The 26315-nt window shown below is 50.8% G+C and carries 32 protein-coding genes and 1 other annotated feature; of the genes, 2 read left to right on the forward strand and 30 right to left on the reverse strand.

Annotation, left to right across the window (positions count from 1 at the left end):
• Nucleotides 1–46: 46 nt before the first annotated feature.
• From H8693_RS01505 to H8693_RS01625, 25 genes are all read right to left on the reverse strand, one after another.
• On the reverse strand, nucleotides 47–2215 hold the full coding sequence (locus tag H8693_RS01505; RefSeq protein ID WP_249279501.1) for a bifunctional 4-hydroxy-3-methylbut-2-enyl diphosphate reductase/30S ribosomal protein S1: 2169 nt from the start codon (nucleotides 2213–2215) through the stop codon (nucleotides 47–49).
• Entirely contained in the window at nucleotides 2206–2808 is a 603-nt protein-coding gene (locus H8693_RS01510) for a lysophospholipid acyltransferase family protein (RefSeq protein WP_178620786.1), read from the reverse strand. The genes H8693_RS01505 and H8693_RS01510 overlap by 10 nt, the downstream gene beginning before the upstream one ends.
• Complete coding sequence (cmk, locus tag H8693_RS01515; RefSeq protein ID WP_249279502.1) at nucleotides 2798–3472, reverse strand: (d)CMP kinase; 675 nt, start codon at nucleotides 3470–3472, stop codon at nucleotides 2798–2800. The genes H8693_RS01510 and cmk overlap by 11 nt, the downstream gene beginning before the upstream one ends.
• A gap of 15 nt (nucleotides 3473–3487) precedes the next feature.
• Nucleotides 3488–3898 (reverse strand): HutP family protein, encoded by a 411-nt coding sequence (locus H8693_RS01520; protein ID WP_249279503.1) that lies wholly within the window; start codon nucleotides 3896–3898, stop codon nucleotides 3488–3490.
• A 28-nt stretch (nucleotides 3899–3926) separates the two neighbouring features.
• The gene (locus tag H8693_RS01525; RefSeq protein WP_249279504.1) at nucleotides 3927–4802 is read right to left on the reverse strand and encodes a polyprenyl synthetase family protein; all 876 of its coding nucleotides are present in this window, start codon (nucleotides 4800–4802) and stop codon (nucleotides 3927–3929) included.
• A 9-nt stretch (nucleotides 4803–4811) separates the two neighbouring features.
• Entirely contained in the window at nucleotides 4812–5660 is an 849-nt protein-coding gene (gene folD / locus H8693_RS01530; protein WP_249279505.1) for a bifunctional methylenetetrahydrofolate dehydrogenase/methenyltetrahydrofolate cyclohydrolase FolD, read from the reverse strand.
• 68 nt (nucleotides 5661–5728) lie between these two features.
• On the reverse strand, nucleotides 5729–6166 hold the full coding sequence (gene nusB, locus H8693_RS01535) for a transcription antitermination factor NusB (RefSeq protein WP_249279506.1): 438 nt from the start codon (nucleotides 6164–6166) through the stop codon (nucleotides 5729–5731).
• Between the two features lie 18 nt (nucleotides 6167–6184).
• A complete protein-coding gene (locus H8693_RS01540) occupies nucleotides 6185–6409 on the reverse strand; it encodes a DUF2273 domain-containing protein (protein WP_249279507.1) in 225 nt (74 codons plus the stop codon).
• A gap of 12 nt (nucleotides 6410–6421) precedes the next feature.
• Nucleotides 6422–6979 (reverse strand): alkaline shock response membrane anchor protein AmaP, encoded by a 558-nt coding sequence (gene amaP / locus H8693_RS01545; protein ID WP_249279508.1) that lies wholly within the window; start codon nucleotides 6977–6979, stop codon nucleotides 6422–6424.
• Nucleotides 6980–7096: 117 nt separating this feature from the next.
• Nucleotides 7097–7525 carry an Asp23/Gls24 family envelope stress response protein gene (locus tag H8693_RS01550; protein ID WP_249279509.1) on the reverse strand — a complete coding sequence of 143 codons (429 nt, stop codon included), beginning with the start codon at nucleotides 7523–7525 and terminating at the stop codon, nucleotides 7097–7099.
• A 106-nt stretch (nucleotides 7526–7631) separates the two neighbouring features.
• Nucleotides 7632–8135: a SpoIIIAH-like family protein gene (locus H8693_RS01555; protein ID WP_249279510.1), complete on the reverse strand. Its 504-nt coding sequence runs from the start codon at nucleotides 8133–8135 to the stop codon at nucleotides 7632–7634.
• Nucleotides 8132–8725, reverse strand: a complete 594-nt coding sequence (locus tag H8693_RS01560; protein ID WP_249279511.1) for a hypothetical protein — start codon at nucleotides 8723–8725, stop codon at nucleotides 8132–8134. The genes H8693_RS01555 and H8693_RS01560 overlap by 4 nt, the downstream gene beginning before the upstream one ends.
• Nucleotides 8726–8752: 27 nt before the next feature.
• The gene (locus tag H8693_RS01565; RefSeq protein WP_249279512.1) at nucleotides 8753–9034 is read right to left on the reverse strand and encodes a stage III sporulation protein AF; all 282 of its coding nucleotides are present in this window, start codon (nucleotides 9032–9034) and stop codon (nucleotides 8753–8755) included.
• 6 nt (nucleotides 9035–9040) lie between these two features.
• Complete coding sequence (locus tag H8693_RS01570) at nucleotides 9041–10261, reverse strand: stage III sporulation protein AE (RefSeq protein WP_249279513.1); 1221 nt, start codon at nucleotides 10259–10261, stop codon at nucleotides 9041–9043.
• 14 nt (nucleotides 10262–10275) lie between these two features.
• The gene (spoIIIAD, locus tag H8693_RS01575) at nucleotides 10276–10662 is read right to left on the reverse strand and encodes a stage III sporulation protein AD (protein ID WP_249279514.1); all 387 of its coding nucleotides are present in this window, start codon (nucleotides 10660–10662) and stop codon (nucleotides 10276–10278) included.
• Nucleotides 10662–10859, reverse strand: coding sequence for a stage III sporulation protein AC (gene spoIIIAC, locus H8693_RS01580; protein ID WP_249280092.1), 198 nt, complete (start codon nucleotides 10857–10859; stop codon nucleotides 10662–10664). The genes spoIIIAD and spoIIIAC overlap by 1 nt, the downstream gene beginning before the upstream one ends.
• Before the next feature lie 23 nt (nucleotides 10860–10882).
• Nucleotides 10883–11401 carry a stage III sporulation protein AB gene (locus H8693_RS01585; protein WP_249279515.1) on the reverse strand — a complete coding sequence of 173 codons (519 nt, stop codon included), beginning with the start codon at nucleotides 11399–11401 and terminating at the stop codon, nucleotides 10883–10885.
• A 14-nt stretch (nucleotides 11402–11415) separates the two neighbouring features.
• Nucleotides 11416–12321: a stage III sporulation protein AA gene (locus H8693_RS01590; RefSeq protein ID WP_249279516.1), complete on the reverse strand. Its 906-nt coding sequence runs from the start codon at nucleotides 12319–12321 to the stop codon at nucleotides 11416–11418.
• A 147-nt stretch (nucleotides 12322–12468) separates the two neighbouring features.
• Nucleotides 12469–13899 (reverse strand): nicotinate phosphoribosyltransferase, encoded by a 1431-nt coding sequence (locus H8693_RS01595; protein ID WP_249279517.1) that lies wholly within the window; start codon nucleotides 13897–13899, stop codon nucleotides 12469–12471.
• Nucleotides 13896–14834, reverse strand: a complete 939-nt coding sequence (gene lgt / locus H8693_RS01600) for a prolipoprotein diacylglyceryl transferase (protein ID WP_178618201.1) — start codon at nucleotides 14832–14834, stop codon at nucleotides 13896–13898. Before lgt ends, H8693_RS01595 begins: the two co-directional genes overlap by 4 nt.
• Nucleotides 14835–14987: 153 nt before the next feature.
• Entirely contained in the window at nucleotides 14988–15281 is a 294-nt protein-coding gene (locus H8693_RS01605; RefSeq protein WP_178618198.1) for a hypothetical protein, read from the reverse strand.
• A gap of 100 nt (nucleotides 15282–15381) precedes the next feature.
• Nucleotides 15382–17046 (reverse strand): AMP-binding protein, encoded by a 1665-nt coding sequence (locus H8693_RS01610; RefSeq protein WP_249279518.1) that lies wholly within the window; start codon nucleotides 17044–17046, stop codon nucleotides 15382–15384.
• Between the two features lie 58 nt (nucleotides 17047–17104).
• Nucleotides 17105–17347 (reverse strand) — a binding site (T-box leader).
• Nucleotides 17348–17419: 72 nt separating this feature from the next.
• Entirely contained in the window at nucleotides 17420–18052 is a 633-nt protein-coding gene (locus H8693_RS01615) for an SGNH/GDSL hydrolase family protein (protein ID WP_249279519.1), read from the reverse strand.
• Between the two features lie 71 nt (nucleotides 18053–18123).
• Nucleotides 18124–18882 carry a DeoR/GlpR family DNA-binding transcription regulator gene (locus tag H8693_RS01620; RefSeq protein ID WP_249280093.1) on the reverse strand — a complete coding sequence of 253 codons (759 nt, stop codon included), beginning with the start codon at nucleotides 18880–18882 and terminating at the stop codon, nucleotides 18124–18126.
• A 10-nt stretch (nucleotides 18883–18892) separates the two neighbouring features.
• Nucleotides 18893–20047, reverse strand: coding sequence for an MGDG synthase family glycosyltransferase (locus tag H8693_RS01625; RefSeq protein ID WP_249279520.1), 1155 nt, complete (start codon nucleotides 20045–20047; stop codon nucleotides 18893–18895).
• Nucleotides 20048–20243: 196 nt separating this feature from the next.
• Between H8693_RS01625 and H8693_RS01630 the strand changes: the two genes are divergently transcribed.
• Both H8693_RS01630 and H8693_RS01635 read left to right on the forward strand, forming a co-directional pair.
• Nucleotides 20244–21317, forward strand: a complete 1074-nt coding sequence (locus H8693_RS01630; RefSeq protein ID WP_249279521.1) for an undecaprenyldiphospho-muramoylpentapeptide beta-N-acetylglucosaminyltransferase — start codon at nucleotides 20244–20246, stop codon at nucleotides 21315–21317.
• 7 nt (nucleotides 21318–21324) lie between these two features.
• The gene (locus tag H8693_RS01635; RefSeq protein WP_249279522.1) at nucleotides 21325–22887 is read left to right on the forward strand and encodes a methyltransferase; all 1563 of its coding nucleotides are present in this window, start codon (nucleotides 21325–21327) and stop codon (nucleotides 22885–22887) included.
• Here the strand turns inward: H8693_RS01635 and H8693_RS01640 are convergent.
• The 5 genes from H8693_RS01640 to H8693_RS01660 form a co-directional block, all read right to left on the reverse strand.
• Complete coding sequence (locus H8693_RS01640; protein WP_178622211.1) at nucleotides 22884–23321, reverse strand: hypothetical protein; 438 nt, start codon at nucleotides 23319–23321, stop codon at nucleotides 22884–22886. The two genes, H8693_RS01635 and H8693_RS01640, sit on opposite strands and share 4 nt — an antisense overlap.
• A 69-nt stretch (nucleotides 23322–23390) precedes the next feature.
• The gene (locus H8693_RS01645) at nucleotides 23391–23846 is read right to left on the reverse strand and encodes a TIGR04086 family membrane protein (RefSeq protein WP_249279523.1); all 456 of its coding nucleotides are present in this window, start codon (nucleotides 23844–23846) and stop codon (nucleotides 23391–23393) included.
• Between the two features lie 361 nt (nucleotides 23847–24207).
• Complete coding sequence (yajC, locus tag H8693_RS01650) at nucleotides 24208–24504, reverse strand: preprotein translocase subunit YajC (protein ID WP_178622207.1); 297 nt, start codon at nucleotides 24502–24504, stop codon at nucleotides 24208–24210.
• 126 nt (nucleotides 24505–24630) lie between these two features.
• Nucleotides 24631–25740, reverse strand: coding sequence for a tRNA guanosine(34) transglycosylase Tgt (gene tgt, locus H8693_RS01655; RefSeq protein ID WP_249279524.1), 1110 nt, complete (start codon nucleotides 25738–25740; stop codon nucleotides 24631–24633).
• 231 nt (nucleotides 25741–25971) lie between these two features.
• The gene (locus H8693_RS01660) at nucleotides 25972–26271 is read right to left on the reverse strand and encodes a DUF2325 domain-containing protein (RefSeq protein ID WP_178622205.1); all 300 of its coding nucleotides are present in this window, start codon (nucleotides 26269–26271) and stop codon (nucleotides 25972–25974) included.
• Between the last annotated feature and the right edge of the window lie 44 nt (nucleotides 26272–26315).

The raw sequence follows: 26315 nt of genomic DNA on the forward strand, positions 1-26315 counted from the left end.
AAAAAGAAGCTGTTTTTGAAACAGCTTCTTTTTATTCCATAAAATCTTAGTCGTCCATCTTCGGGAACAGATCCGCCAAGGACGTTTTTGCCTCTTCTACCGGAGGAAGCGTATAGGAAATGCGCTCTTCCCGATCCCGCTTCTTACCAGAATACGAGGATTCTTCCGCCGCATCATCTTGCGTGTCTGCCGCTTCCTGCTTGGGGGTATCCAGCAATGCGCGGATGCTCAGGCTGATTCTTCTCTTTTCGCCATTGACTTCCAAAATCTTCGCGTTGACAACATCTCCGACGTTGAGAACGTCTTCCACCTTTTCAATCCGACGGTTGGCAACCTGAGAAATATGAACCAGACCCTCCACTGTCGGCTCCAGTTCTACAAACGCTCCAAAGGGAGCAATCCGGACAACTTTCCCTTCGACAGTATCTCCCACCAGATATTTTTCCGGCACGAGATCCCACGGACGGGGCTGGAGCTGTTTATAGCCGAGAGAAATTTTCTTCTTTTCCGGATCCACATTCAGGATCTTAACTTCGATCTCCTGATTTTCCTGCAAAACATCCTTGGGATGCTTGATGCGAACCCAGCTGATATCCGTAATATGAAGCAGGCCGTCTACACCCCCAACATCCACAAACGCGCCGAAATCCGTCAAACGCTTAACAACGCCCTTGACAACCGCGCCCTTTTCAAAGGATGCGAAAATCTTCTTTTCCGCCTCTTCCTGCTGCGCCTTCAGGACTTCCTTATGAGAAAGCACAAAACGCTTTTGTCTCTTATCGATATCGATAATCTTGACTTCCAGCGTCTGGCCCACAAATACGCTCAGATCTTCGATGTATTTGAGAGACAGCTGCGAAGCCGGAATAAACGCATCATATCCTTCCAGCTTGGAGAGAACGCCGCCCTTGATTACCTTGACAACCTTGCATTCATAGGTCTTTTCGGGATCCAGGTTATCGATCAGCTCTTTCCATTTGAGCTGGCTTTCAATCTTTTTGCGGGAAAGCCGGACATTGCCTTCGCCGTCGTTCAAGGTGATAACCTCAGCCTCGATTTCGTCGCCAGGCTGGAACATATCCGCCGGGGACGCATCGCCTTCCGCTGTCAGGTCTTCTTTTCTGATAATCCCATCCGATTTATAGCCAATGTTAACACAGACTTCATCATCAGACACCTGAACAACAACGCCCTTGACAAACTGGCCCCTTCTTATTTTTACAAAAGTTTTTTCAAGCTCAGCAAGAAAGTCCGTGTTCTCGTCGTTCTTGTCCTGATCTTCCGCTTCCACCGCCGCTGCTTCTTCAGCCTCAACAGCCGCTTCGGTCGCTTCCGCTTGCTCTTCGGCAGCCTTTACTTCTTCTTCTGCTACCTGAGCATGTTCGAATTCGCTCATCTGTGTTTCTACCTCCCTGATTATCCAATCTGGCGCGGATGCACCAGCAACGATACTAATTATATCACAATTCAAAAATTTTTCAAGTAAAAGTTCGTCAACTGACTCGATATATTGCGTGTTGTTACAGAATTTTAACGCTATTTCATAAAGTTTCCGCGTATTGGAGCTTTTTTTATCCCCAATCACGACCATGGCATCGGATTTTTGAGCCAACAGACGCGTTTCCTCCTGCCTCTGCCGTGTCGTTTCACAGATGCTGTTGAACAGCTCCGCGCCGGGAATCCGCTGCTGAATTTCAGAAAACAACGCATCTGCAAGCTCCTGCCGGATGGTTGTCTGGCAGACTACCAGCGCCGTATTCACCGGGGGCAGATGCCGGATATCCTCCGGGGAAGCAACAACATAGGCATGTTCCCCCGCCCAGCCTTTGATTCCAACGACCTCCGGATGCTCCGCTTTCCCAATAATGATAATCGCGTCGTGACAGGATTTTTCCCTGGATACCCGCTCATGAATCCGGGCCACAAAGGGACAGGTGCAGTCCACATAGGAAATACCCTGCGCTTCCAGCTGTTCATAGCATTCCGGTGCAACACCATGCGAGCGGATCACCACGCATTCGCCTTCCTGCACTTCCAAAAGGCTCTCCACGGAGCGGATGCCCTTTTCCTTCAGATATTCCACGAAAATCGTGTTGTGGATCAGATCCCCCAGAGTGCAGAGCTTCTTTCCCTCTTTTGCCAGCTGCAGCGTCTTGTCCACAGCCCGTTTTACGCCGAAGCAAAATCCAGCGTGTTTCGCACGAATTATTTGCATAGCGCCTTGGCTTCCCTTTCCAGCTCCTGCATTTTTTCAAACAGATAATTCGTCATCTGCTTCACATCCTCTGTATTCGAAAGCTTCGCTTCCAAAACATCCCGCATCTGAATCGGCTCCCCAACGATGATAGGATTGCGCCGGAAAGGACGGAAAGTTTTGGCGAAATAGACAGGGAGAATGGGCGCGCCTGTCCGAATGGCAATCATGGCAACGCCATGCTGAAATGGGCGCATATGGTCTGTTCGGGTTCGCGTTCCCTCGGGAAAAATCCCCAGCGTTCCGCCGCTGCGGAGGATCTTAAAGGCATTTTTGATCGCCCCCAGATCCCCCCGGCCCCGTTCCACTGGAAACGCGCCCAGGGCAGTCACAAGCCAGCGCAGCATGGGATTTTTAAACAACTCCTGTTTTGCCATAAGCTGTACCTTGGGCTTGACCACTAAATGCATAAAAATAGGATCAAAATTGCTCCGATGATTGGCAATAAGAATCATGCCGCCCTCATAGCGCAGGCGCTCCTTATGCACGATCTTTATACCAAATATCAGATAAAAGATGGGTTTTACGATTACCTTCAGGACTTTATAGAACATCGCCGTAGACCTCGCGCACCCTGCGGATCACCGCCTGCAAAACATCCTCAATGCCCATGTCCGTCGTATCCAGCAAAATGGCGTCCTCTGCCTGGCGCAGAGGAGCAAACTCCCGCTCGCTGTCTGTCTTATCGCGGCTAATGATTTCCTGCTCCAGCTCACGGATATCTTTTTGAATGCCGGCCGCTTTCCATTCCAAATACCGCCGCTTGGCGCGCTCCGCCGAAGAAGCTGTGATGAAAAATTTCACTTTGGCGTCAGGCAGGACATAGGTTCCGATATCCCGGCCATCCATGACGATGTCATATTTCTCCGCCGTTTCCTGCTGGGTTTTTACCAGCTTCAGCCGCACTGCCGGAATCACGGCCACATCGGATGCGCCTTTGGAAACCTCCGGCGTCCGGATGAAATCAGTCACATCCGTTCCATTGGCCAAAACCCGCTGCCCCTGCTCTCCGTATTGAACAGCAATATCGATGGAACCCAACTCCTTTTCCACCGCCGCATGATCCGCAATATCGATGCCACGCTGCATCAAGGCATAGGCCATCGCACGGTACATCGCGCCCGTGTCCATGTAGTTGATATGCAGCCGGCGCGCCAGCTCCTTCGCCGCCGTGCTTTTCCCCGCTCCGGCCGGCCCGTCAATGGCAATCTGTATCATCCTTTTTCCCTCCGCTCAAACAATCCGATGCCCCAGCCCGATGGCGACATCGTTCAAATGCAGCAAGCCAATGCAGTTATAGATGGCAACGGCAATATGCTGGCCGCACCGGGCAATGCCGATTTTGCCGCCCACATTATATCCGATGGATTTCATGGCAATCTGAGCCACCGCTTCCCGGGCCGCGCCTGCAACGGCTCCCAGCTCGGCATGCTTTTCCCCAATCAGCCCTTCCCGCTTGGCAGAAACCACAGCCCGTTCGATGATCACACCTACCGAAGCCGTAAATTCTCCGCCAAAATCCACCCCGCAGGTTTCGATTCCCTCCTGGGCATATTGCCGCTTGAGCTCCTTTTCCTGCTCCCGGGTTTCAGAAAGCGCCAGCATAATGGCCGCTTTTGCCACATCCTTGCTTCCAAATTCCATACTTCCGTCCTTCCCCGCCTCTGCCCTTTCAGGCATGGCGATGCAGCATCTGTTCCGCCAGCGCTGTCAATTCATAAACCACCGGCCCGGAAAATATCTCCAGGGCGGCAACCGCCTGCTCTGTCTTTTCCGCCGCGATTTCCATAGATTTTTCAATACCAAACAGCGTAGGATAGGTGGTCTTTCCGCTTTTTGCGTCTTTCCCCACAGTTTTTCCCAGTTCAGCCCCCGCCGTAATATCCAAAACGTCGTCAACAATCTGAAATACTAAACCGACATTTTCGCCATAAAGGCAGAGCGCCCGTCTTTCTTCTTCGGTGGGATCGTGCAGCTCCAGGCCGGACAGGAGCGCACCCGTAATCATATCTCCAGTCTTGTGGCGGTGGATATAGGAAAGCTCCTCAAATCCGATGGGCTCTCCTTCCAGATGCACGTCCTGTACCTGGCCGGCGATCATGCCCCCAACCCCTGCAGCCGCGGCCACAAGGGAAATTGCCCGCAGATGGGCGAAGGAATTCTCCGGGAAACGCGCCGCATTTTGCAGCATCACCTCATAGGCATAATTCAAAAGCCCGTCTCCGGCGAGAATCGCCTGGGCTTCGCCAAAGACGACGTGGTTTGTCGCCCAGCCGCGGCGCAGCGTATCGTTGTCCAGCGCCGGCAGGTCGTCATGAATGAGAGAATAGGTGTGGATCATCTCGATAGCGCAGGCGATATCCAGATTTTCTTCGCTGCTGCCCTTCAATTCCGCCGCCATCAGGTGGAGAACCGGCCGCAGCCGCTTCCCTCCAGCTTTGACACTATAGGCCATGGAATCCCAAAGCAGCTCAGGCGTCCGGATCTGTAGCAACTCTGCCAGCCGTTTTTCCACTCGCTCCCGAAGTTCTTCAACGTATTTGCTCATTTTTCTCCTTTAGTGAAACATCTCTGCCGCATCAATGGTGTTTTCCAACAGCATGGTAATGGTCATGGGGCCTACGCCGCCGGGCACCGGGGTGATATAGGCTGCCTTTTCCACTGCCTCGTCAAATTTCACGTCCCCCTTTAATTTCCCGTCCACGCGGCTTGTCCCCACATCGATCACGACAGCGCCAGGCTTGATGAAATTCCCGGTCACAAACTCCGCCCGTCCGATGGCGGCCACCAAAATATCCGCCTGCGCGCATACCTCCGGGAGATTTTTGGTTTTGGAATGGCACATGGTCACGGTGGCATTTTCATTCAAAAGCAGCACGGAAACCGGCTTCCCCACCAGATTGCTCCGGCCAATGACCACCGCATGCTTTCCGGCGATTTCCACGCCCGTGCTCTTTATAAGGCGGATGACGCCTTTGGGCGTGCAGGAGACAAGGCCGGGCAGCCCGGAAAGCAAAGCTCCGGAATTCTGCACGGTCAGCCCGTCCACGTCTTTTTTCGGGGAAATGCGCGCCAGAACCTCCTCCTGGCTCAAATGAGCCGGCAGGGGAAACTGCACCAAAAGGCCATGCATGTCCTCCCGGGCGTTATATGCATCAATGAGCGCGTTCAGTTCTTCCTGGGTCGTCTCTTTGGGCAGCCGCCGCACTTCGGATTTCATACCGATTTCCAAACATGCCTTTTCCTTGTTGTTGACATATACATGCGAAGCCGGATCATCACCCACCAGAATGACCGCCAGGCCGGGCGTAAAGCCCTTTTCCCGCTCTACCTTTTTTACCCGTTCCTTAAGCTTCTCCCGGATCTTTGCCGAAAGCTCTTTTCCGCTGACAATTTGTGCACTCATATCCCTTTCTTCCTCCGATCTGCTTTCCGCCAAATGTTCAATCATTTAAAATAAGGAAAACAGGGGCGTCATGATTCCTGCGCCGCCTGTCCCTCGTTTGTTTTCTCTTCATATATCGCGCCAAGCACGCCGTTAATAAATTTAGGAGACTTGTCCAGCGAATATTTTTTCGCCATCTCTACAGCTTCGTTGATGGTGACCTTCACGGGAATTTCCTGCATATAGTAAATTTCCGTTACTGCCAGCCGCAGAATGGAAAGATCTACCTTGGAAAGCCGTTCAATTTTCCAGGAATGGCTGTATTTCGCAATTCTTGCATCGATCTCCTCGCGTTTTTCCTCTGCGGTTTTGAGCACTTGGCCAATATAAGCCCCATGCTTTTCCATAATTTTTTCTGTCTGGAGGACGTCCTTCATTTCCTCTAACGTTTCATCCCCCGCATCTCTATTGATCTCCCGCTCATATAGCAGGCACATTGCCGCCTCTCTCGCCAGCCTTCTGCTCATTCTCTCCTCCAGCTACTCTTATGATTTATGAAATATCTTTTCTATCAGATGAATAATTCCGTTCCAAATGGCCTCCCGGACTGTAGGAATCCCCCCAATCAAAGCACCGATTCCTCCGAGAAACGCCAAAAGGACCGTCGGAAAAAAACCGATGGTCAAAAACAAAATACCGACCAGCAGACCGATGGCAGCGCCGATAATCACACTCCGGTGCCGGTTAAAATATTCCTTCCAAGACTGCATAAAGGCACCTCTCTATCTAAAGGAGGGCTGTTGATTGCCTCCCATCGGCTGTACCTTAATCTCCACATAGGAAGCGTTTACACCCGAATATTTCATGATATATTCCCGAACCTCTCCGGTGATCTGCTTGGTAAGATCTGGAATGGATATATCCGGCCGCACGGTGAGATAAAGATTTACCCGGATATTCCGCTCGGAGAGCGGCCGGATCTCAATATGCTGCGGGACAATTCCCTTCACCGTATTTAAATACCGCCCTATCAATTCCTGCATCGCCCCAATGGAAATACTGACGCTGCCATCTGCCAGGGCATGCAGAAGAATGGTTTCCGGCGCCGTCTCTCTGTGCCGGATTCCAAAAAACAGGAGGCAGACCGCCACGACAAGCATAATCGCTGCGGCCCCCAGCCAAATAAAGCGGAAGTTGGTTTCCGTAAACCCCCGGAACAATTCCATCATATTCTCTTCGGGGAAACCGCCCAGTGCTGCAAAAATAATGATGCCGCAGACCCCGATCACGAGCAACAAGAAAATCGAAAATACAACCCGTGTACCCACACCCATCTTCATATATGATGCCTCCGCTTTCTTTCGTAAAATATAATTCCGGCATAAACAGGTATAGCGATGCCTCCAGGGAGCACACCGCATTTCCTGTTTATACATTTTCTATGTTTTGCCAAAGAGTTATTTGTCTTCCTTTTCCTCTTCTGCAGGTTCCTCCTCCGGCGCATTCAGCTCTTTGAATTTCACGCCCTGGATGGAAATATTGATGGCACTGACCGCAAGGCCCGTCATGGTCTCCAACGCCTTGCTTACGCTATCCTGAATATTTTTGCAAACTTCGGGAACAGAAACGCCGTAATCAACAACAATCTGAATGTCTACGGTCACGGCGTTCTCTTTCACGGTGACCTTGATGCCCTTTGTAAAATTCTTCTTTCCAAGGAGCTCAACGATCCCATCTTTAAATCCGCCGCTCATACCAGCCACGCCCGGGATATCGCAGGCAGCAATTCCGGCAATGGTTGCAAGAACGTCATTGGCAAAAGTGATGCTTCCGCCCTGTTCCTTGACTTCCGGTTCTTGCTGAAGCTGGTTCATTTCTTCATCCATTTGAAAATACCTCCCAAAAATATATCGTTAACATATTCTAGCACACTGTTTGGTATAATACAATCATTTCCGCTGGAAGAACCGCTGTCTGATGTATGAAATTTCTTTAAACTTTGGGCATGATTTTGATGTTCGACGCAGCTTCATCGGTCTGTGACATCACGATATCCGCAATCTGCGCCACTTCGCTGTCCGAAAGTTCGGTTTTGTCGACAACTACATTCACCGCGCCTTCTTTCACCGTGACAACGGCGTTTACGCCCAGCTTGGTTTTAATCACGCCTTCGGTCAAAAGTTCGCTTTCCATATTGGCCGCCAGCGAGAGTTTCTGGGACTGCGCTTCATTTTTTGTCTTTTCATCCGTTTCCGCACTGGAAATCACTGAATCTATATAGGACATTTCCTGGGTCCGGGTGGTTTCCCGTTCCTCTTTAAAGGCGGCAAACACATCCTGGCCATCTTCTTCCTTCTGCGCCGTCTGCTGCTGCGCAGTCGGCGTAATTTCCGCGCCAAAGCCGCCGGATGTAATCACATAATTGGCATACCCCGCGCCCACAACCGCCAATAAAAGGCTGCACAGCAACAATGTTCTTTTCCCTTTCCCACTCATCGGTAAACCTCCATGTCTTGTTGATTCATTTTTAGTATTTCCACTTTATCTGCCGACACATTGAGCAGTGTTGTGACAGCATTTAACAGATTCATGCGGACGCTGATATCTTCCGCGCCCTGGGCAACGACAATAACGCCGCGCACTTCCGGCTGGTTCTCCTTCACGATCAGCGCCTCGCTGGCTCCATTTCCCTGAACCGTAGCGATATCCGACTTTTCGCTGGTCGTTTCCGAGGAGGTGTCCTGACTGTCGCTTTTGGAAACCTGCCGGTCCTCGCTGAAAGCGGGAACCCGCTCCGCCGTGGACTCATAGTTGATGATGACATCCACATCCCCCACGCCGTCTACTTTGCTGAGCACGCGCTTTAAGCGGTCTTCCATTTCCGTGTCGCTGGAGATTGTCTCCGCCGGTGCTCCAGCCTCTGCCTTATCATCCGTTTTCTTGGCGCCGCCGGTATCCAGTGAGGAAAAATAAATGGCCAGAATAATGGCAACCACCAACAGAACCGCCAGATACTGCGTCTTTTTCTTTGCGTTCAGCCCATGCAGCTTTTTCAGGGCGTTGGATAGTTTCTCTGTCGCTTTCATATTTCCCATCCTTTTTCTTGTGTTCGACTACTTATTCTTATTTGTCAAACTCTGGTTATATACATCCAAAATCAAATCTTCATAGGTATTTCCTGTAATTTTTTCCCCGGTGTTTTCTGTCTCTGGCACGGAAATATCCGTCGAACTGCAGTTTTTCAGAGGAGACAAGAGCAGCAGAAGAAGCAAAATGCCAATCACCGGCTTGACGAATTTCTGCATATTCCCCTCCGGAAGCAGTGACAGAAGGACTTCGCTTAAAATAATGGCTGTCACGATGCTTCCGATATAGGCAAGAATTGTTCCCTGCATATGACATCACCTCATCATCATGCTGATATCCGCCGTTCCCATGAGAAGCGTAATCACAATAAATGCCATGGCAACGCAGGTAAGAAGCGTGACGAACAAGAGCATCACAGTGTTTCCCATGGAGGAAAGCATGGCAACGCACCGCTCATCCGAAAACGGCTCTGCCACCGCCGCGGCAAATTTCAAAAGAAACAAATTGACAATCAGCGTTGCCAGTGGGGCCGCCAGGGCGCATACCAGCAAAATCAGCCCCACTACTCCCACGGCATTTTTCACGATCAGGCTGCATGCCATGAGCGTATCCAGGGTTTCTGAAAACATTCCCCCAATGACCGGAACCATCTTATCCACGGTAAATTTCGCCGTTTTGAATGAGAGCCCGTCAATAGCCGCCCCCGTAAGCCCTTTGATGGTAGTAATGCCGATGAAAACCACCAAAATGATCCCCAAAAACCACTTCACGCAGCTTTCCATAAACCCGGAAAAACGCTTTAACCGGATGGTAGTGGAAAGATTGGACGCCATGGCAAAGACGGCGGATACCAGGATTGCCGGAAAAACCACGTTTTTTATGACAGCGAAAATTCCGCCCGTAAGCCCCGCCATTACGGGATTCATGATATTGGATGTGTTGAGCCCTCCCATTCCCGTGAGCAGCGTGATGAGCACTGGCGTGATCGTTTCCACCATAGAAAAGAGCTGCTCCATCGCAGTTTTTGTGGTAGTTACACATTGCGTAATCATGCTGGCCGCAATCGTGCAGATGACGACATAAGCGGCCCAAAAGGCGGCTTTGCTCACCTGCGCCCGGTCAAAAGAACCCTGAAGGTTATGGAGGAAAGCCGTGGCCAGCAGCATAATGAGAATCTCAACGATATACCAGACATTTCCAAACAAGCTGTCTTTGATCTGGGAAAAAGCCGCGTTAATCGCCTGTTCCGCCGAAATCTTATTCAGCCCGTTTTCTGCGATATTCGCCAGTGCCTCTTCCAGGCTCTCGCCGCCAAAAGCCCCGGGATTTTGCTCATAAAGTCCCTGAATCCCGTCCAGATCCAGCTCACCCAGAATAGAATCCACACCCTCCTGAAGAGATTGTTCCGTCTCCTGGCCAGCCGCTTCGCTCCGCGTTTCCGCCCCGGCATATTCCCCGGGAAGAAAGGTCAGCAGCAGGGAGAAAAATATACTGCATAGGCTGCGCAGCCATGGGCCGTTTCTTTTCTTTTGCATGTTGTCTTGCCCCCCTATAAAATGGAGAGGATTCTCTGCGTAAAAGATGTCAAAAGAGGCAGCGTAATGACGAGAATAATCAGTTTTCCGCCCAATTCTACCTTGGAAGCGATGGCGCCTTCCCCCGCGTCCCGTAGCACCTGGATGGCAAATTCGCATAAATAGGCGATTCCAATGATTTTCAGAACAATCGTAATTCCGTCATATACCTCTTGATACTGTGAAGCAAAATCCCGGATCATCTCAATGGCGGAGGAGAGATAGGAAAGCAGCATAAAAAAGATGACGCCCCCCGCCGCGATACTCACCTGCACCGCCAGTTCCGGATTTGTTTTTTTGATGGTGATGGCGAGAATGGCCGCAATAATGCCAATGGCAATCAGCTTTACGGCGTCTTCCATCAATAGAGTCCGAAAATATTCTTCACGCTGGCAAACAGGTCGCTTACCAGATTCACCACCATCAAGAGAACGATAATCAGACCCGTTATGGACACCATTGTGGCCATATCCTCTCGCCCGGAATGCACCAGCACTTGGTTCAGGACCGCCACCAAGATCCCGATTGCCGCAATTTTAAATACCAGATCGATGCTCACATTCATATACTCTTCCTCCGTTTTTATACCAGGATAACCGCTGTTGCCAGCCCGCAAAGCAGACAGACAGTTTTGATGGCCCGGCTTTTCGTTCTCTGTACCTCCAGCAGTTCCCCGTGAATCATATGGAGCTGGCGGAAAAAAATCGCGGCGGCATCTGAAATCTGTTCCACCACCAACGCCGTGGAGAGACGCATAAGAAGATCCCGCAGCGCCTCCTTTTCCGGTTCCTGCAGATATCCCATTTTTTCCCCCGGCTCTTTCAGAGCCTGGTCATAGACCTGCCGGGCCTCCCATTCGGGATGCTGCCGGAGGATCTCGGCGCAGTTTCCAAAAAATCCATTCAGCCCCACACGCCCCGTATGCTTCAGCGCCTCATAAAAGGTCATTCCCTGGTATACCATGCCGTTTCGCATGGCTTTGATGCAGTTTTCCAGCTCGCTCAGGGCCTTGAGGCGCTGTTCTTTTTCTCCCACGATGATATTCCCTATGGAAATGCTGCTGAAAATGATAATCCCCAATAAAAAGACCTTATACAACATATCCTCTCCTCCTCTCAAAGTAAAAATGGCTCGTCCCAGAGGACGTTCTTCTCTCCGTCATAAATTTTTTCCACAGTTCCCCTTCCCAGACGAGCAGAAAGGAACACGATCCGTTCCATGATGCCCGTTGCCAGAAGCTCCCGAAAAAATAACCGCCGTTCCAGCTCTTCCAAACAGGCCCCATGAGCCGTTGCCAGAACGACTGCACCTGAGTTGACCGCTTCCTGAATTGCCAGCAGATCCTGGCTGTTTCCAATTTCATCCGTGGCCAACACCTCCGGAGAAAGGGAGCGCAGCGCCATAACGAGTCCTTCGCTTTTGGGGCAGGATGTCAGAACATCCGTCCGTTCCCCCAAAGAAAACGCGCCGTTCCCCGCGATTTCTGACCGCTCGTCCACTACCGTGCATTTTTTGGCCCGATATCCATCCTCGCCATCCGATACGGCGCGGACGATATCCCTAAGAAGGGTTGTCTTGCCATGCTGCGGCGCGGAGATGATGAGAGTATTTAAAATATTCCCTTCATGGCGAATATGGGGCGCCAGATTTTTCTGGACGCCGACCTTTTCCCGGGGAAAGCGGATATTCATGGAAGAAAAGCTGCGGATCAGCCGGATGCTGCCGCGTTCGCTCACTGCTTTTCCCGCCACACCGATGCGGATCCCTCCCTCCATTGTAAAAAAACCCTGCCGAAGCTCATCGGAAAAGGAATGCAGGGAATGCTGGGAAAGGGCAAGCAGGATATCGGCGATTTCCTGTTTATCGGGCCGCATCCGCAGGATATGCTCTTCCCCCTCTGCATAAAACATCGCCCGCTTTCCGGCGCGCAGCCGAAGCTCTTCGGCCATGGGAAAGCTCGTCTCCGCTTCCAGTTCTTTTCGCAAAGAAGAGGGAAAGTATCTGAAAATTTCTTCTGTCATCCTTCCATGCTCCTTTATCTTTTGTTTATTCATGTATATGGCTGCCTTACAGATGTTATTCCTATAAACTTTCCTCCATATATCTGTTTTTTTGCGCATAAAAAAACAGCGCCTGCCATGCAGCGCGCTGTTTTCGTTTCCCCTATTCTATCTTTTCTGATTTAACATATCCTTTTTCAGTTGATATAACTTATCCGACAAATCCACTTTATAGAGATGCTGCTTCACAAAGCGGCGGTATTCATCCCAAAAGGTCGCCATATCCTCTTTCGCATACTGTTGAATTTCCATAACGCTGGGCGAAGTATACACCTGCTTCCCATCCCGGAACACCGGAACCATCAATTCCTTCACATGGAAATTCGTGAGGGTCATCTTTTTCCAGGTTTCCTGGGGATGGAAAATCGTGAGAGGCTTTTCGGGATCAATGGTTTCGTCATCCAGCATAATCAGATCGGCAATGGCCATGCCTGTGGAATTTCCATAGATCCGGACAACTTTTTTATAGCCCGGGTTGGTGATTTTCCAGGAATTTTCGCTGATTTTGATTTTGGGCTGCAATACGCCGCCCTTGTCGATAGCGGCCAGCTTATAGACGCCGCCCAGCGCCGGGCAGTTCTCGCTGGTAATGAGCTTGGTTCCCACACCCCAAATATCAATGCGGCAGCCCTGTTGCTTTAATTCCCAGATGGTCTGCTCGTCCAGGTCACTGGAAGCACAGATCTTGGCATTGGGATAACCCGCGTCGTCCAGCATTTTCCGCGCCACTTTGCTCAGATAAGCCAGGTCGCCGCTGTCCAGACGGATGCCAACCGGCTCATGTCCCTTGGCCCGCAGCTCGTCAAAAACGCGGATGGCGTTTGGAACGCCGCTTTCCAGCGTATCATAGGTGTCCACCAGAAGCAGACAGGACGAGGGAAACACCTCGGCATAGGCCCGGAATGCCTCCAGCTCGCTGTCAAAGCTCATAATCCAGCTGTGGGCATGGGTGCCCGAAACAGCCACATCAAAGTATTGCCCTGCCAAAACGTTGGAAGTGGAGCTGCATCCTCCAATGACAGCAGCGCGGGCACCATATAACCCCGCATCCGGCCCCTGGGCGCGGCGCAGGCCAAATTCCAGGACAGCTCCCCCATCCGCCGCATATACAACGCGGCTCGCCTTTGTTGCGATCAAAGTTTGATGGTTGACGATGTTGAGCATCGCCGTTTCGATGAGTTGGGCCTCGATGATCTTGGCCCGCACACGGATCAGCGGCTCATAGGGAAACACTACTGTCCCTTCCGGAATCGCATAAATCTCTCCCGTGAAATGAAAGGTTTTTAGATAGGTGAGAAAATCCTCATCAAACAGATGAAGAGAGCGCAGATAGGCAATATCCTCCTCTCCAAAATGGAGATCGTTGATGAGATCGATCACCTGATCCAGGCCAGCCATAATGGCATAGCCGGATTCGCCTGCCGTGCGGCGGAAAAACACATCGTAAACTGCCTCGGTCTCATGCACACCTTTTTTGAAATATCCATACATCATGGTGAGCTGATAGAGATCTGTCAGCATCGTCAAATTGCGCGTCATTTTTCTTCCTCCGTTTTTCTCTCCGCGGATTCCGCTGATTTTTCTTCTTTCAAATCTTCGGAGGACGTTTCACTTTCCTCTGCTGTTTCCGCCTGCGCAGAAGCCGCGCCGGCAGCGGCTGCCGCCGGGACGATTCTATATTTTCCGGTATATTCCCGGATTTTAGCAGGCTTGGTATACATAACGGCCAGATAGATGATGCCGCCGATGACGAGCACTGCGCTCAGGAGCTGCGAGACGCGGATAACGCCGGGAACCAGCCAGAGGCTGTCCGTCCGCAGTCCCTCGATGAAAAAGCGGCCGATGCCATACATCACCAGATACATGACAAAGACATTGCCCTTGTGCTTTGCCCGCTTCCAATACCACAATAGCACGGCAAGAACGATAAGATTCCAGGCGCTTTCATAAAAGAATGTGGCCTGGTGCCATTCGCCCAGCCGCTCAATATAGACGCCATAGGGAAACCACTGCATGGAAGGATTGGTAATCACATTGCCAAAGGCCTCCTGGTTTACAAAATTTCCCCAGCGGCCGATCGCCTGCCCCAGAATCAAACCGGGCGCGCCTATATCCAGTATATCGCCAAAGGGGACTTTCTTCCATTTGCTGAAAATCAAAGCCGCAAGGAGCGCACCGATGACGCCGCCATAGATAGCGAGCCCCCCTTCCCAAATGGCAATGATCTTCATGAAATCCCCGGCATACCGTTCCCATTCAAAAATGACATAATACAGCCGGGCAAAAACGATGGCCATAGGCAGGGCCAGCAGCATGAGATCGATGAGCATCTCAAAGGTATAGCCCTTCTTTTTCGCCAAAAAACCGCCTAACAAAATCCCTGCCACAATGCCGGACGTCACGATGATGGCATACCAGGCGATATTCAGCCCTTCGATGCCAAAAAGATTGTGAACCGCAATCGGATCGATCATTGTATACGTTTCCTCCAAACTCTTTTCCAAGAAGAATTTACTTTAACTTCTTTATTATAGTTTCCAAAAAATGCAACGTCAAGAGCCGGAGGAAAAACCAGGGCGAAACCCCCGGAGGGATTCCGCCCGCATTCATGTTCACTATTCCAAAGTTTACTCCGCCGCTTGCGAAGACCCGGCCGAAGGGCTCGGAGAAGCCGCCGCAGATGTTCCCGGGCTGGCCGAAGCGTCCGGGCTGTCGGTGGGCACGAGCGGCATGGAGGGAGATGTTGTCCCCGCGATATCCGGCGTGTCGGAAGGAGAATCCGAAGGCGTTTGGGCAATGGCGGGCGGCGAAGTCAAGCCGGCGTCATTGGTTCCATTGTTTTTGTCTGTACCGTCCGTGCAGCCACAGACCGCGAGAGCGAATATTCCTAGAAGCAAACAAACCGCAACTGTCTTTTTCAATGTTTTGGCCTCCTTAGGCATTGAATTTGAGGAAAATCCCCGTTTGCATTATTTTTACCTAAGAAGGCCAATTTATACATATCGTTTTTCTGTTTTCCGTTTAGGCGGTTTCAATGTTTGCCGCATCTTCCAGCTTTAATTCGCCGATGGCCCATTCCCGCATCTTGAACTTTTGAATCTTGCCGCTGGCTGTCATAGGGAAGGAATCCACAAACCGCACATACCGCGGCGCTTTGAATTTGGAAAGCCCATTCCGGACAAAATCGATCATTTCCTGTTCTGTGCGCGTCTCCCCCGGCTTTAAAATGATGCAGGCAAGAACCTCTTCGCCGTATTTGGTATCCGGGACGCCGATCACCTGCACATCCTTCACTGCCGGATGCGTATAAAAATACTCCTCAATTTCCCGGGGATAGATGTTCTCTCCCCCGCGGATAATCATATCCTTCAGGCGGCCGGTAATCTTGAAATATCCATTTTCATCCATCGTACCGATATCCCCGGTATGCAGCCATCCATCCTCATCCACGGCCTGGCGCGTCGCCTCGGGCATATTATAGTATCCCTTCATGATGTTATATCCCCGGGCCACGATTTCTCCCTGAACATCAAAAGGCGCATCCTCGCCGGTCTCCGGATCGATAATTTTGGCTTCCACATTTGGGATTACCTTCCCCACTGTCGCTACGCGGATCTCCAGCGGGTCCGTTGTCGTCGTCATGGTAATGGCGGGCGAGGATTCGGTTTGACCATAGGTAATGACGATTTCCTTCATTCCCATATCGTTGACCGCCCGCTTCATAAACTCAATGGGACAGGGCGATCCTGCCATGATTCCGGTGCGCAGCGAGGACAGGTCATATTTGGAGAATTCCGGATTTTCCAAAATCGAAATGAACATGGTCGGCACCCCATGCACCGCCGTGCAGCGCTCAGCCTCGATCACCTTCAGTGCATGAATGGGATTGAAATGGTCGTTCAGGATCATGGTCGTCCCGTGGGTAATGCTGGCCATCACGCCCAAAACACATCCAAAGCAGTGAAACAGCGGCACATGGATGAGCAGCCGGTCCTCATGGGTGAAATTCATGCAGTCGCCGATGGCCTTGCCGTTGTTCACCAGGTTATAGTGCGTCAGCATAACACCCTTGGGAAACCCAGTCGTGCCCGATGTATACTGCATGTTGATGACATCGTGAATATCCAGCGTCGCCTTGACCGCCTCCAGCTCCTCCTGACTCACCTGCTCGGCCATTTCCAGGATATCGCTCCAGTTGAACATGCCATCCGGATGCCCCTCATCCAGATAAATGACGTTTTTCAGCCGGGGCAGTGCCTCGCATTCCAGCTTCCCTGGTTCGGAGGTTTTCAGCTCCGGGCAAAGTTCATAGATATATTGGAGATAGTCCGAATCTTTCGTCCCGTGCATGGTAATCAGCGTGGTGGAGTCCGATTGCCGCATCAGGTATTCCAGCTCAAACCGCTTATAATTCGTGTTTACCGTCACCAGAACTGCCCCCATCTTCGCCGAAGCAAACTGGGTAATAACCCATTCGGGATAGTTGGAAGACCACATGGCGATATGGTCGCCCTTTTTGATGCCCATGGCCATGAATCCGCGGGCCACTCTGTCGCACATTTCATTCAGCTCTTTATAAGAATACCGGACGCCGATCAGCGGGGAAACGAGTCCATCCTGATCCGGATGCAGGCGAGCCTGCAGCTCCATCATTTCCCCAATCGTCATCTCCAATAATTCTGCCATTGTTTGCTCCTCCTTCTATAAAAACATATCATTTTCATAAAAAAACTTCCGTCTCAATTACAGAGACGGAAGATATTCCGCGTTACCACTCTGCTTGCAGAAAAACTCTGCCAGCTCATCCCGGCACCATCATGCCGCGCCCATTTTTTCGGCTGGGCTCCCGTCCGCACCTAAGCAATCACTTCAATGCGGCTGCTCCGGGGCGAGTTCACCATCTTTTGCCGCTTGCTGCCTTGCACCTTCCGGCAGCTCTCTTTGTTGGGCATCGGAACTGGTTACTACTCCCCTTCCACACATTTGCCATATGAAATTAAAGTTAGTATAGCAATTTCACTTTTTACTGTCAAGCCCTTTTTTGCAAAATACACACTTCTTAGAGCTGCATTTCGTCTATCTTTTCCTCAATGGCCCGAGCCAGATTATAGTGGGCCTCCGGCGTATAATGAATGCCGTCGATCTCGCTGACCTCCACAAATTGCCCAGCATCCAGGAACCATGCTCCCAGCGTCTGAGCAACCTGCTTATAATACCCCGCCAGCAGACGGGATTTCTCCACTCCTTCTTTTCCCATCAGAGCCACACTCAGCGGCGCTTCCCGCATGGGAGCCGGGGCGATGATAAGGATTTGCGGAGTCCGGCCATCAGCGCCAAACGCCTCGTCCTGCATCTTTTTCACCAGAGTTTCCAACCCCAGGGAAACGTCATAGGCCGTCAGGCCAAAGCGAATTTTCAGGTCGTTGGTTCCCAGCATTACGATAATAAGGTCAATGGGCTTATGGGAATGCAGGCATTGCTGCAAATAAGCCTTGCCGCTCTTATCCTCCTCGATGGGGTCCTCAAAAACCGTCGTGCGGCCGCCCAACCCCTCTTCAATCACATCGAAGGAATCCCCCAGCATGCTTTTCAGCACGCCCGGCCAGCGGATCTCCTTTTCATAGCGTCCCCCATCTTTTCCGGGGATTTGTCCATGGGTATTGGAATCTCCAAAGCATAAAACTGTTTTCATTCTGCGCTGCCTCCCTTTCATAGCAGTCTATTCCTCTACTGCAATTTTGCTGCCTGTCTTTTCAAGGCGGTCTAAAGAAGCACCGCGCCGCTGTCCGTAATCAATTTTGCCGCTTCTTCGCAGATATCGTCATCCGTGACAAAAACATCGATATCCTCCAGGTTGGCAAACGTAAAGGGCATATTCTTTCCATATTTCGTGGAATCCATCATAACGACCTTTTTGCGGGCACGCTTCAATACCTCGCGCTTGATTCCGCATTCGGTATAAGTGCCGCAGGTCATGCCGCTGTTCTGGGTAAACCCGCTGGTTGCCATAAAGGCGATATCAATGTTGATGGAAGAGATAAATTCCGCCGAATCCACGCCAGCCACCGACATGGAATTGCGGTTCAGCTCGCCGCCGATCAGCGTGATAATGGGAACGGATTTTTTCATGAGCTCCATGGCAATATTGACCCCGGATGTGACAATAGAACAATATTCATCCGGAATTTCCCGCGCCAGAAACATCATCGTGCTGCCGGCATCGACATAGATAGAGCAGCCCCTCTGAAAAATCTTCACTGCCTTTTTGGCAATTTCGATTTTCTTTTTGGTGTTATACATAGCCCGCTTTTGATAGTCGTCCTCGGTCACCAGCATGATATTGCTCATGGCAACAGCACCGCCGCGGGTGCGCCGAACCAGGCCCTGCTCCTCCAAATACTTGATGTCTCGGCGCAACGTCATGCTGGAACAGTCCGGAAAACGCTCCTCCAGCTCTTTTAACTTGATCTCGCCTTTCGTGCGGAAAATTGTTTTGATTTCTTCTCTGCGATCTGCTTTCACCAATGTATCCTCATCCTTTTCGTTTTTCTTCAATTAAATTCAGAATATAATCACCCAGGTTCTTTGCGCTGTTGTGCTTCACCATTTTCTGCCGTGCGATGCGCATGGCCTCCAACCGTTCTTTATCGGCAAGAAGCAGCTCAATGGCCAGGCTCCCCGGCATATAAGTGTTTGTGAAGCAGGCCAGGGAATGATTGGAAAAATATGCCAGATTGGCCTCCTCGACTCCCGGTAGCGGACTCATCAGCATCAGCGGCTTATCTTTCGTAAGCGCCTCGGTCGTCGTCAGCCCGCCCGGCTTGGTATACACCAGGTCTGCGGCGTCCATATATTCATCAATGTTGGTCGTGTATCCCAAAATCAGGAGATTTTCCTTATCCGCGGCAAACTCCTTGAGCTTTTTTTCCATGGTCTGATTGCTTCCGCAGACCACAACCACCTGAAACTGCGGACAGAATTCCACCAGCTCTTTCACAGCGGCCGCCATCTTACCCATGCCCATGCCGCCGCTCAGCACCAGGATCGTCTCCATATCCTTGAGGGCCAGCTTTTTGCGGGCCTCGGATTTTTCCATATGCTGTTCGAATTTTCCCTGCACGGGAATCCCGAAGGGCAGGATTTTCTCGGCGGGAATTCCCTTGCGGGCAAAATCCACAGTCATGAAATCCGCGCCGGTGACAAAATAGTCGATGTCCATATTTTCCCAGAAAATATGGAGGGTATAGTCGGTAATGATCCCCAGGCAGGGGATATCCCGGCTGATGAGTCCATCCTTGCGAAGCTGCGTAATCAAAATGCAGGTGAGCACATGGGGACATACGATGACGTCCGGCTGATAGCGTTCGATATATTTGCTCATCTTCTTTTTGCTCAGATCGGCAAAAACGAAGGGAAAATACCGCTTCATGGCCGCCGTGCCGTTGACCTTTTCGTTCTTCGCGCAGAGTTTTTCCAGGGATTTGGGATTATACCGCGCCAGCACTGTATATCCCTTGTCGTAACTCTTTCCTATGATCTTGTTGAGATAGGTATAGGTATCAAGAATTTTGCATTCAGCGCCCTGCTCCTGCAGGTATCCTGCCACAGCCTTGCTGGCTGAATTATGCCCCTGTCCTGCGGTGATCGACAGGAAAAGAACTCTCCCCATGCTGTCCGTTTTTTTCATAATTCGTCACAACCCTTAATTTTCTTATCCGTATCTTACCATAAACTTTGTGAAAATTCAACAAGAATTCCCATTTTTTCAAAATTATCCGCCCCGCTAAATTCACAGCTTTGTATTTGGGCGAATATATGATATTATAAAACTAAGTTTGCCCAAAGGCAGGCAAAAAATTTATGACATTGGCAGGCAGAAAAATATGAGCAAAAAAATCATTATGACCGGCGGTGGCACGGCAGGGCATGTGACGCCCAATCTCGCCCTTCTCCCTACTTTAGAAAAAGACGGCTTTTCCATCGTCTATATCGGTTCAAAAAAGGGCATCGAGCGGGAGATTATCCAGGAACAGACGGACTTGCCTTACTATGCCGTCAGTTCTGGAAAGCTGCGCCGCTATTTCAGCTTTAAGAATTTTGTCGATCCTTTCAAAATATTGCGGGGATATTTTCAGGCAAAGAAAATCATCCGGCGGGAGCAGCCGGATCTGGTCTTTTCCAAAGGCGGCTATGTGACCGTGCCCGTGGTGTTTGCAGCCAACAAGCTGCAGGTGCCCGTGGTTCTGCATGAATCCGACTATACCCCCGGTCTAGCCAACCGTCTCTGCATGCCCAAAGCGGATAAGGTCTGCGTATCCTTTGAGGCGACAGCCAAGCATATCGAAAAAGGAAAATGTGTCGTTACGGGTTCTCCCGTCCGGGAAGAGCTGTTTTCCGGAAGCCGGGAGGGTGGCCTGCGCCGCGCAGGCTTTTCCGGCGAAAAGCCCGTCCTTCTCATCATGGGCGGGAGCCTGGGCGCCCAGGCAGTCAATGAGGCGGTAGACGCCGTTCTCGATTCTCTTCTGGAAACCTTTGATATCATCCATATCCGCGGCAGGGAAAAGCTGAATCCTCAGCTGGAAGGAAAAAAAGGCTATGCACAATATGAATATGTTTCGGAAGAGCTTCCGGATATTTTTGCAGCGGCAGACCTGATGATTTCCCGGGCCGGCGCCAATGCCATTTTTGAAATACTGGCCCTTTGCCTCCCTGCCCTTCTCATTCCGCTTCCCCGGGAAGCCAGCCGCGGCGACCAGATTCTGAACGCCGAATTTTTCCGCAGCAAGGGGTTCAGCCATGTCCTTCAGCAATCGGATATCACGCCGAAAACCATGCTGGATGCCATCCATGCGCTGCATGCCGATGCGGATGTCCTTAGAGACGCCATGAAAAACAGCGGCATCAGCAATGGGACACAGAACGTAATCCAGGTCATCTATTCCGTATTGGAGAAATAAAAAATTTATGGACGAATTACAAAAGCTGCTGCAAGATACAAAGGATTTATCTCCCAAGGCGCGGCGGGAATTGCTTCTTCCCCGGCTTTCGCGGGGAGACATTTCGCGGATTTTTCATCTTCTGCTTGCCGGAAAGGAGCAGCGCGCCTTTTTGCGCCTGCTTTGCGACCTTGCTCCTCAAAAGGAAATGCAGGAGATCATTCAGCATAATATTGAACTGCACCCGGAGGCTTTTCCCCGTCTTTTGCAGAGCGAGGATCCCAAAGTGCGCAAAACCTGCGCCCAGCTTCTGGGACGCGTGTGCCCCGATGCCTTTGCTCCGCATCTGCTTCATGCGCTGGCGGCAGAAAAGACGGATTTCGTCCGCCCCTCCATTCTTTTGGCGCTGGGAAATGCCCGCCATGCCGAGGGAGTCAGGGAAGCTCTCCGGGCCTTTGTCATTCCCGAGGGCGATGAAAAGCAGGTAAAGGAACAGCAGCTCGCCCTGCAAAAGGCACTCTCCTCCCTTTCGTCCTTAGAGAAGCCAGCCCTTCCTCTTGCCGGCGCCTGCAAGGGAAAAATTCTCTATCTCAGCTGTCCCAACGCCCGGGTTACTGCCCTTGAAATGCAGGAACTGGGGTTTTCTCCTTCCGCGCCGGATCATCCCCGCGGCTATCTGTCCCTGCAAGGGGTTCCCTCTCTGGAGCGATTGTTTGAGGCGCGGACGTTTTTTGACGCCGGTTTTTTCTTTGGGAAATTTGACTCACTCTCTTCTGCCGTCGAGGCCGTTTCATCGCATAAGCTGGTGGGCGAAGTAGAATCCCTCTATGGGCGCAGCGACCTCACATACCGCGTAGAAACCATCTGCGATTTTGAGCCTATGGGGCAAAAGGAACGCAAGGCAACGGCCGAGGCCATTGCCGTCAATCTGGGGACGAGCTCCCGCCTTCAAAACAGCCCCTCGGCTTATTCTTTGGAGATCCGGCTGATCGTCAGCCAAAAATATGTCTATGTTCTGCTGGTACCTGCCTGCGGAGAGCTGGATGCCCGCTTCACTTACCGCGCCCAGGCCATCAGCGCCTCCATTCATCCGGCGGTTGCTGCATCCTGCGTCTATTTCTGTAAATCCTATTTGAAAGAAAAGGCCCATGTTTTGGATTGTTTCTGCGGCAGCGGGACGATGCTGTTCGAGCGGGCGCGCTATCCCTATCGTTCCTTAACCGGGGCGGATATTTCCCATCCCGCCCTGAAGGCGGCCCGGGCGAATGAGCGGCTGGCCCGGACGGGAGCGCATTTCCTCATCAAAAATGCGGTGACTCCCTTTGAAAAGCGCTATGATGAGGTGATCTGCAACATGCCCTTCGGCCTGCGGGTTTCCAGCCACGGAGAAAACCGAAGGCTCTATATGGATTTTCTCGATAATCTGGCAAGAACCCTGGCGCCCGGTGGAACTGCCTTTCTGTTCACCCACGAAAAAAAGCTCATCGCCGGTCTTTTGAAAAATAAATACCGCCTGCTGGAAAGAAAAACCTTCGCAGCCGGCGGCTTATACCCCAGCATGTTTATTGTGCAGCGCATTTCAGATAACTAATTGAGATATTTCCGGTAGACGCTTCTTTGGGCGTCTTCCATTTGTATCAGACGGTCCGCCAGATCTTTGGCCCGCTCATCCGCGTTTACATACCGTTCCTGATAATCCGAAAGCTCTTTATCTGCCATGCCGATACCCTTAAGCATCAGTTCCGACATATGCTCGTTTGAGGTATCAAACAAGGTGGATGCCGAAACCATGCCCCATGTGTTCATCCGCATGAACATGGAAAGAGGTTTGGGCTCACCGCCCATCTCGTGAATGCGCTCGTTGGCTTCAAAGGCGATATATTGATAATCCTCCCGCGTCCGGCGCATCTCCTCGCGGAACAAAACATCCTCGCTCTTTTTCATCAGCTCATCAATGGAACCCATCCCGATCTGCGCCCCGCGCAGAATTTCCTGATATAGCTCCAGCGTCTGTTTTTGATCCATTGGTTATTTTCCACCCCCATAATAGTAGCAATTCGCCTTATTATTATGGACGCGTGCCGGTTTCTTCATTCAAGCTTTTTTTGCCGTTTTTTCCGGCTGCTTTACGAACACCTTGGAGAACACCATGGCCGTCAGCATGCCGATCACAACGCCCATTACCAGATCTGCAAACATCATCATGATATCGCCGAATTGTCCGTCGATCAGCGAGAATGTCAGATATCCCAAAACGACATAGATCGCGCCTGCCATGATCCCCGCCAGAATTTTGCCCTCCGAAACGTTTCTGGAAGCAATCAAAGCGGCCAGGAAGATGCAGACGACTTTGATGGTCTGGTTTACGGCCCCGATTACTTCATTGCTGAGGCCCGCCTGTTTGACGATGACTGCAAAAATCAATACGCAGACGACCGTGACCACCAAGGCAAAAACCGCTCCCTTTATGGATTTTCCAACGGCTGCTTTCTGCGGCTTGCTGTTTTTATTTTCCTTTCGTTTTCCAGAGGCTCCCCGTGTGTTCTGCATAGCTCTTTGCTCCTTTACAACTTGTTTTCATTTTCCAAGAAAATACATAATGTACTAAATATCTATGGAAACCACACAAAAATTATTCATAGTTTGGAAACCCGCTGAAAAAACGATAGAAAATAAAAAAGGACTTTCGCATTCCTATGGAGAGATGTTGCAGCGTTTTATAAAATCCCTTCGCCATTCGAGTCTCTTTTCCGGGTTGCTCGTCCTTTTTCTTTCTCCTTTTTTTAATTTGGTTTTCCTGACGAAATCCTCCTCATTTATCCGCGTCATTCTATTTCTAGTCAGCGCCCTTTCAACATCAAAAACGCGGCAGGATTTTCCGCCGCGTTTTTGATTTTTCGCTTTATTTGCGTTACATGTCCGCTTCCACATCTGCGGACTCTACCGTTGCGATAGCGCCCTTTGCGAAAACGATCTTGCATTTGTCCGGGCCGGTTTCAATGGTAACCAGATCCTCTTTCAGAGAAACAATTTTTCCATAAATCCCGCCAATGGTCTTGATGGTGTCGCCTTCTTTCAGGTTGGTCAGCATCTCACGGATCTTTTTATCCCGTTTTCTCTGAGGGACGATAATCAGGAGAACAAAGATAACCAGAATCGCGATGGGCAAAATAATCGTTGATAAATTTGAAGCAGTCGTTGCATCCATAGCCTATAAATCTTCCTTTCCTCGCATTAACAAGAAATGCTTTCTCTAATTTTTTGCACTTCCATCATAATAATGGAAATTTCAGGGCCTGTCAACCAAAATTCGGGGAAGTTTATAAATTAAACCTTAGTAACCGAGCTTTTGAAATTTCTCTTTCTTATATTCCGGGAAATAACCTCCCAGAATCGCCTCCCGGGCTCCTTCCATCAGCTTCACCGTGAAATGGATATTATGCAGCGAAAGCAACATTCCGCCCAAAATTTCTCCCGCTTTCAAAAGATGGCGGATATAGGCCCGTGTAAAATTCCGGCAGGCATAGCAGTCGCATTCCGGATCCAAAGGCGAAAAATCGCGGGCATATTCCGCGTTGCGCACAACCTTTTTCCCCTGGCTTGTGAGGGCCGTTCCGTTTCTGGCAATACGCGTCTGCAGGACGCAGTCGAACATATCGACGCCCCGCTCGATCCCCTCCAGCAGGCAGTCCGGTGTTCCAACGCCCATGAGATACCGCGGCTTGTTCCGCTCCAAAAGCGGGGTCACCACCTCCAAAAGCTCATACATCTTTGCCTTGGGTTCCCCCACACTTAGCCCGCCGATGGCATTTCCGGGAAAATCCATGGAATTGATGGCAAGGGCGCTCTCCCGCCGGAGATCGGCAAACATGCCGCCCTGCACAATGCCGAACAGCGCCTGATTCCGGCTGGTTTTGGCCTTTTGGCAGCGCTCTGCCCAGCGGTGCGTCCGCTCCATAGAGTTTTTTGTATATTCATATGTGGCAGGATACGGGGTACATTCGTCAAAGGCCATGATGATATCTGCGCCCAGATTCTGCTCAATCTGCATCACCTTTTCCGGCGTCAGCGTATGCGCCGATCCATCCAGATGACTCTTAAAATGCGCCCCCTTCTCCGTCAGCCGGCGAAGCTCTCCCAGGCTGAACACCTGAAAGCCGCCGCTGTCCGTCAGGATGGGCTTATCCCAGTGCATAAACTGATGCAGACCGCCCGCCTCCTTTACCAGCTCATCCCCCGGCCGAAGATAGAGATGATAGGTATTGGCCAGCAAAATCTGCGCGCCGCATTCCTCAACCTGCTGCGTCGTCAGGGCTTTAACGGCCGCCTGCGTTCCGACAGGCATATATACCGGCGTTTTAATATCGCCATGAGGCGTATGCAAAACACCTGCCCGCGCGCCTGTCTTTTCGCATTCCTTTAGTACTTCAAATTCAAACATCATTGATTTTCCTTTTTCATATAGTTCAAGCATACCGGGTATAATGATACCATATTTTTAACAGGAATGAAAACAAAAAAGTAAAAATAAAACAAATGCGGTGCGGCCTTCCCTTATATTCCTTTTCGGGCGTTTTATCTTGTGCTCCCTTTTTTCAATGAAATCATCCGCCTATAAAACTTTTCTGCAAAAAAAGAAGGCGGCCCAGCCTTCTTTTTTTCTAATGCAATATTATTATTGGCAGGCAGAGCATCCGGAACAATGCTCGCAGAGGATTTTATTGAGTGCCGAGGCACTGCTGGAATGGCAGCGGCATACGGGAATGTTAAAACGTTTGGCCTCGCCAATGGCACTGATCACCATTTTATGGGAGACAGTGTTGGTGAACAATATCAAAAGATCCGGAACCCCCATTTTTCTTTTCAAGGCTCCATTTTCCTTGACAAATACTTTCGCCTTGCAGCCGTGCTGTTTACAGATCGCCTGATATTTGCAGACCATGCATTCGTTGCCTCCGACGATAACGACGCTCATACTACACCTCGCTTTCTCATAATATTATAGTTAGTATTGACTAA

The sequence above is a fragment of the Guopingia tenuis genome, from assembly GCF_014384805.1.
In the GTDB taxonomy this organism is placed as follows: Bacteria; Bacillota; Clostridia; order Christensenellales; family Christensenellaceae; genus Guopingia; species Guopingia tenuis.

Coding starts and splice junctions, on each gene's coding strand:
- H8693_RS01505 (WP_249279501.1), bottom strand. CDS start 2,215: ATGCAAATAATTCGTGCGAAACACGCTGGATTTTGCTTCGGCGTAAAA.
- H8693_RS01510 (WP_178620786.1), bottom strand. CDS start 2,808: ATGTTCTATAAAGTCCTGAAGGTAATCGTAAAACCCATCTTTTATCTG.
- cmk (WP_249279502.1), bottom strand. CDS start 3,472: ATGATACAGATTGCCATTGACGGGCCGGCCGGAGCGGGGAAAAGCACG.
- H8693_RS01520 (WP_249279503.1), bottom strand. CDS start 3,898: ATGGAATTTGGAAGCAAGGATGTGGCAAAAGCGGCCATTATGCTGGCG.
- H8693_RS01525 (WP_249279504.1), bottom strand. CDS start 4,802: ATGAGCAAATACGTTGAAGAACTTCGGGAGCGAGTGGAAAAACGGCTG.
- folD (WP_249279505.1), bottom strand. CDS start 5,660: ATGAGTGCACAAATTGTCAGCGGAAAAGAGCTTTCGGCAAAGATCCGG.
- nusB (WP_249279506.1), bottom strand. CDS start 6,166: ATGAGCAGAAGGCTGGCGAGAGAGGCGGCAATGTGCCTGCTATATGAG.
- H8693_RS01540 (WP_249279507.1), bottom strand. CDS start 6,409: ATGCAGTCTTGGAAGGAATATTTTAACCGGCACCGGAGTGTGATTATC.
- amaP (WP_249279508.1), bottom strand. CDS start 6,979: ATGAAGATGGGTGTGGGTACACGGGTTGTATTTTCGATTTTCTTGTTG.
- H8693_RS01550 (WP_249279509.1), bottom strand. CDS start 7,525: ATGGATGAAGAAATGAACCAGCTTCAGCAAGAACCGGAAGTCAAGGAA.
- H8693_RS01555 (WP_249279510.1), bottom strand. CDS start 8,135: ATGAGTGGGAAAGGGAAAAGAACATTGTTGCTGTGCAGCCTTTTATTG.
- H8693_RS01560 (WP_249279511.1), bottom strand. CDS start 8,725: ATGAAAGCGACAGAGAAACTATCCAACGCCCTGAAAAAGCTGCATGGG.
- H8693_RS01565 (WP_249279512.1), bottom strand. CDS start 9,034: ATGCAGGGAACAATTCTTGCCTATATCGGAAGCATCGTGACAGCCATT.
- H8693_RS01570 (WP_249279513.1), bottom strand. CDS start 10,261: ATGCAAAAGAAAAGAAACGGCCCATGGCTGCGCAGCCTATGCAGTATA.
- spoIIIAD (WP_249279514.1), bottom strand. CDS start 10,662: ATGGAAGACGCCGTAAAGCTGATTGCCATTGGCATTATTGCGGCCATT.
- H8693_RS01585 (WP_249279515.1), bottom strand. CDS start 11,401: ATGTTGTATAAGGTCTTTTTATTGGGGATTATCATTTTCAGCAGCATT.
- H8693_RS01590 (WP_249279516.1), bottom strand. CDS start 12,321: ATGACAGAAGAAATTTTCAGATACTTTCCCTCTTCTTTGCGAAAAGAA.
- H8693_RS01595 (WP_249279517.1), bottom strand. CDS start 13,899: ATGACGCGCAATTTGACGATGCTGACAGATCTCTATCAGCTCACCATG.
- lgt (WP_178618201.1), bottom strand. CDS start 14,834: ATGATCGATCCGATTGCGGTTCACAATCTTTTTGGCATCGAAGGGCTG.
- H8693_RS01610 (WP_249279518.1), bottom strand. CDS start 17,046: ATGGCAGAATTATTGGAGATGACGATTGGGGAAATGATGGAGCTGCAG.
- H8693_RS01615 (WP_249279519.1), bottom strand. CDS start 18,052: ATGAAAACAGTTTTATGCTTTGGAGATTCCAATACCCATGGACAAATC.
- H8693_RS01625 (WP_249279520.1), bottom strand. CDS start 20,047: ATGAAAAAAACGGACAGCATGGGGAGAGTTCTTTTCCTGTCGATCACC.
- H8693_RS01630 (WP_249279521.1), top strand. CDS start 20,244: ATGAGCAAAAAAATCATTATGACCGGCGGTGGCACGGCAGGGCATGTG.
- H8693_RS01635 (WP_249279522.1), top strand. CDS start 21,325: ATGGACGAATTACAAAAGCTGCTGCAAGATACAAAGGATTTATCTCCC.
- H8693_RS01640 (WP_178622211.1), bottom strand. CDS start 23,321: ATGGATCAAAAACAGACGCTGGAGCTATATCAGGAAATTCTGCGCGGG.
- H8693_RS01645 (WP_249279523.1), bottom strand. CDS start 23,846: ATGCAGAACACACGGGGAGCCTCTGGAAAACGAAAGGAAAATAAAAAC.
- yajC (WP_178622207.1), bottom strand. CDS start 24,504: ATGGATGCAACGACTGCTTCAAATTTATCAACGATTATTTTGCCCATC.
- tgt (WP_249279524.1), bottom strand. CDS start 25,740: ATGATGTTTGAATTTGAAGTACTAAAGGAATGCGAAAAGACAGGCGCG.
- H8693_RS01660 (WP_178622205.1), bottom strand. CDS start 26,271: ATGAGCGTCGTTATCGTCGGAGGCAACGAATGCATGGTCTGCAAATAT.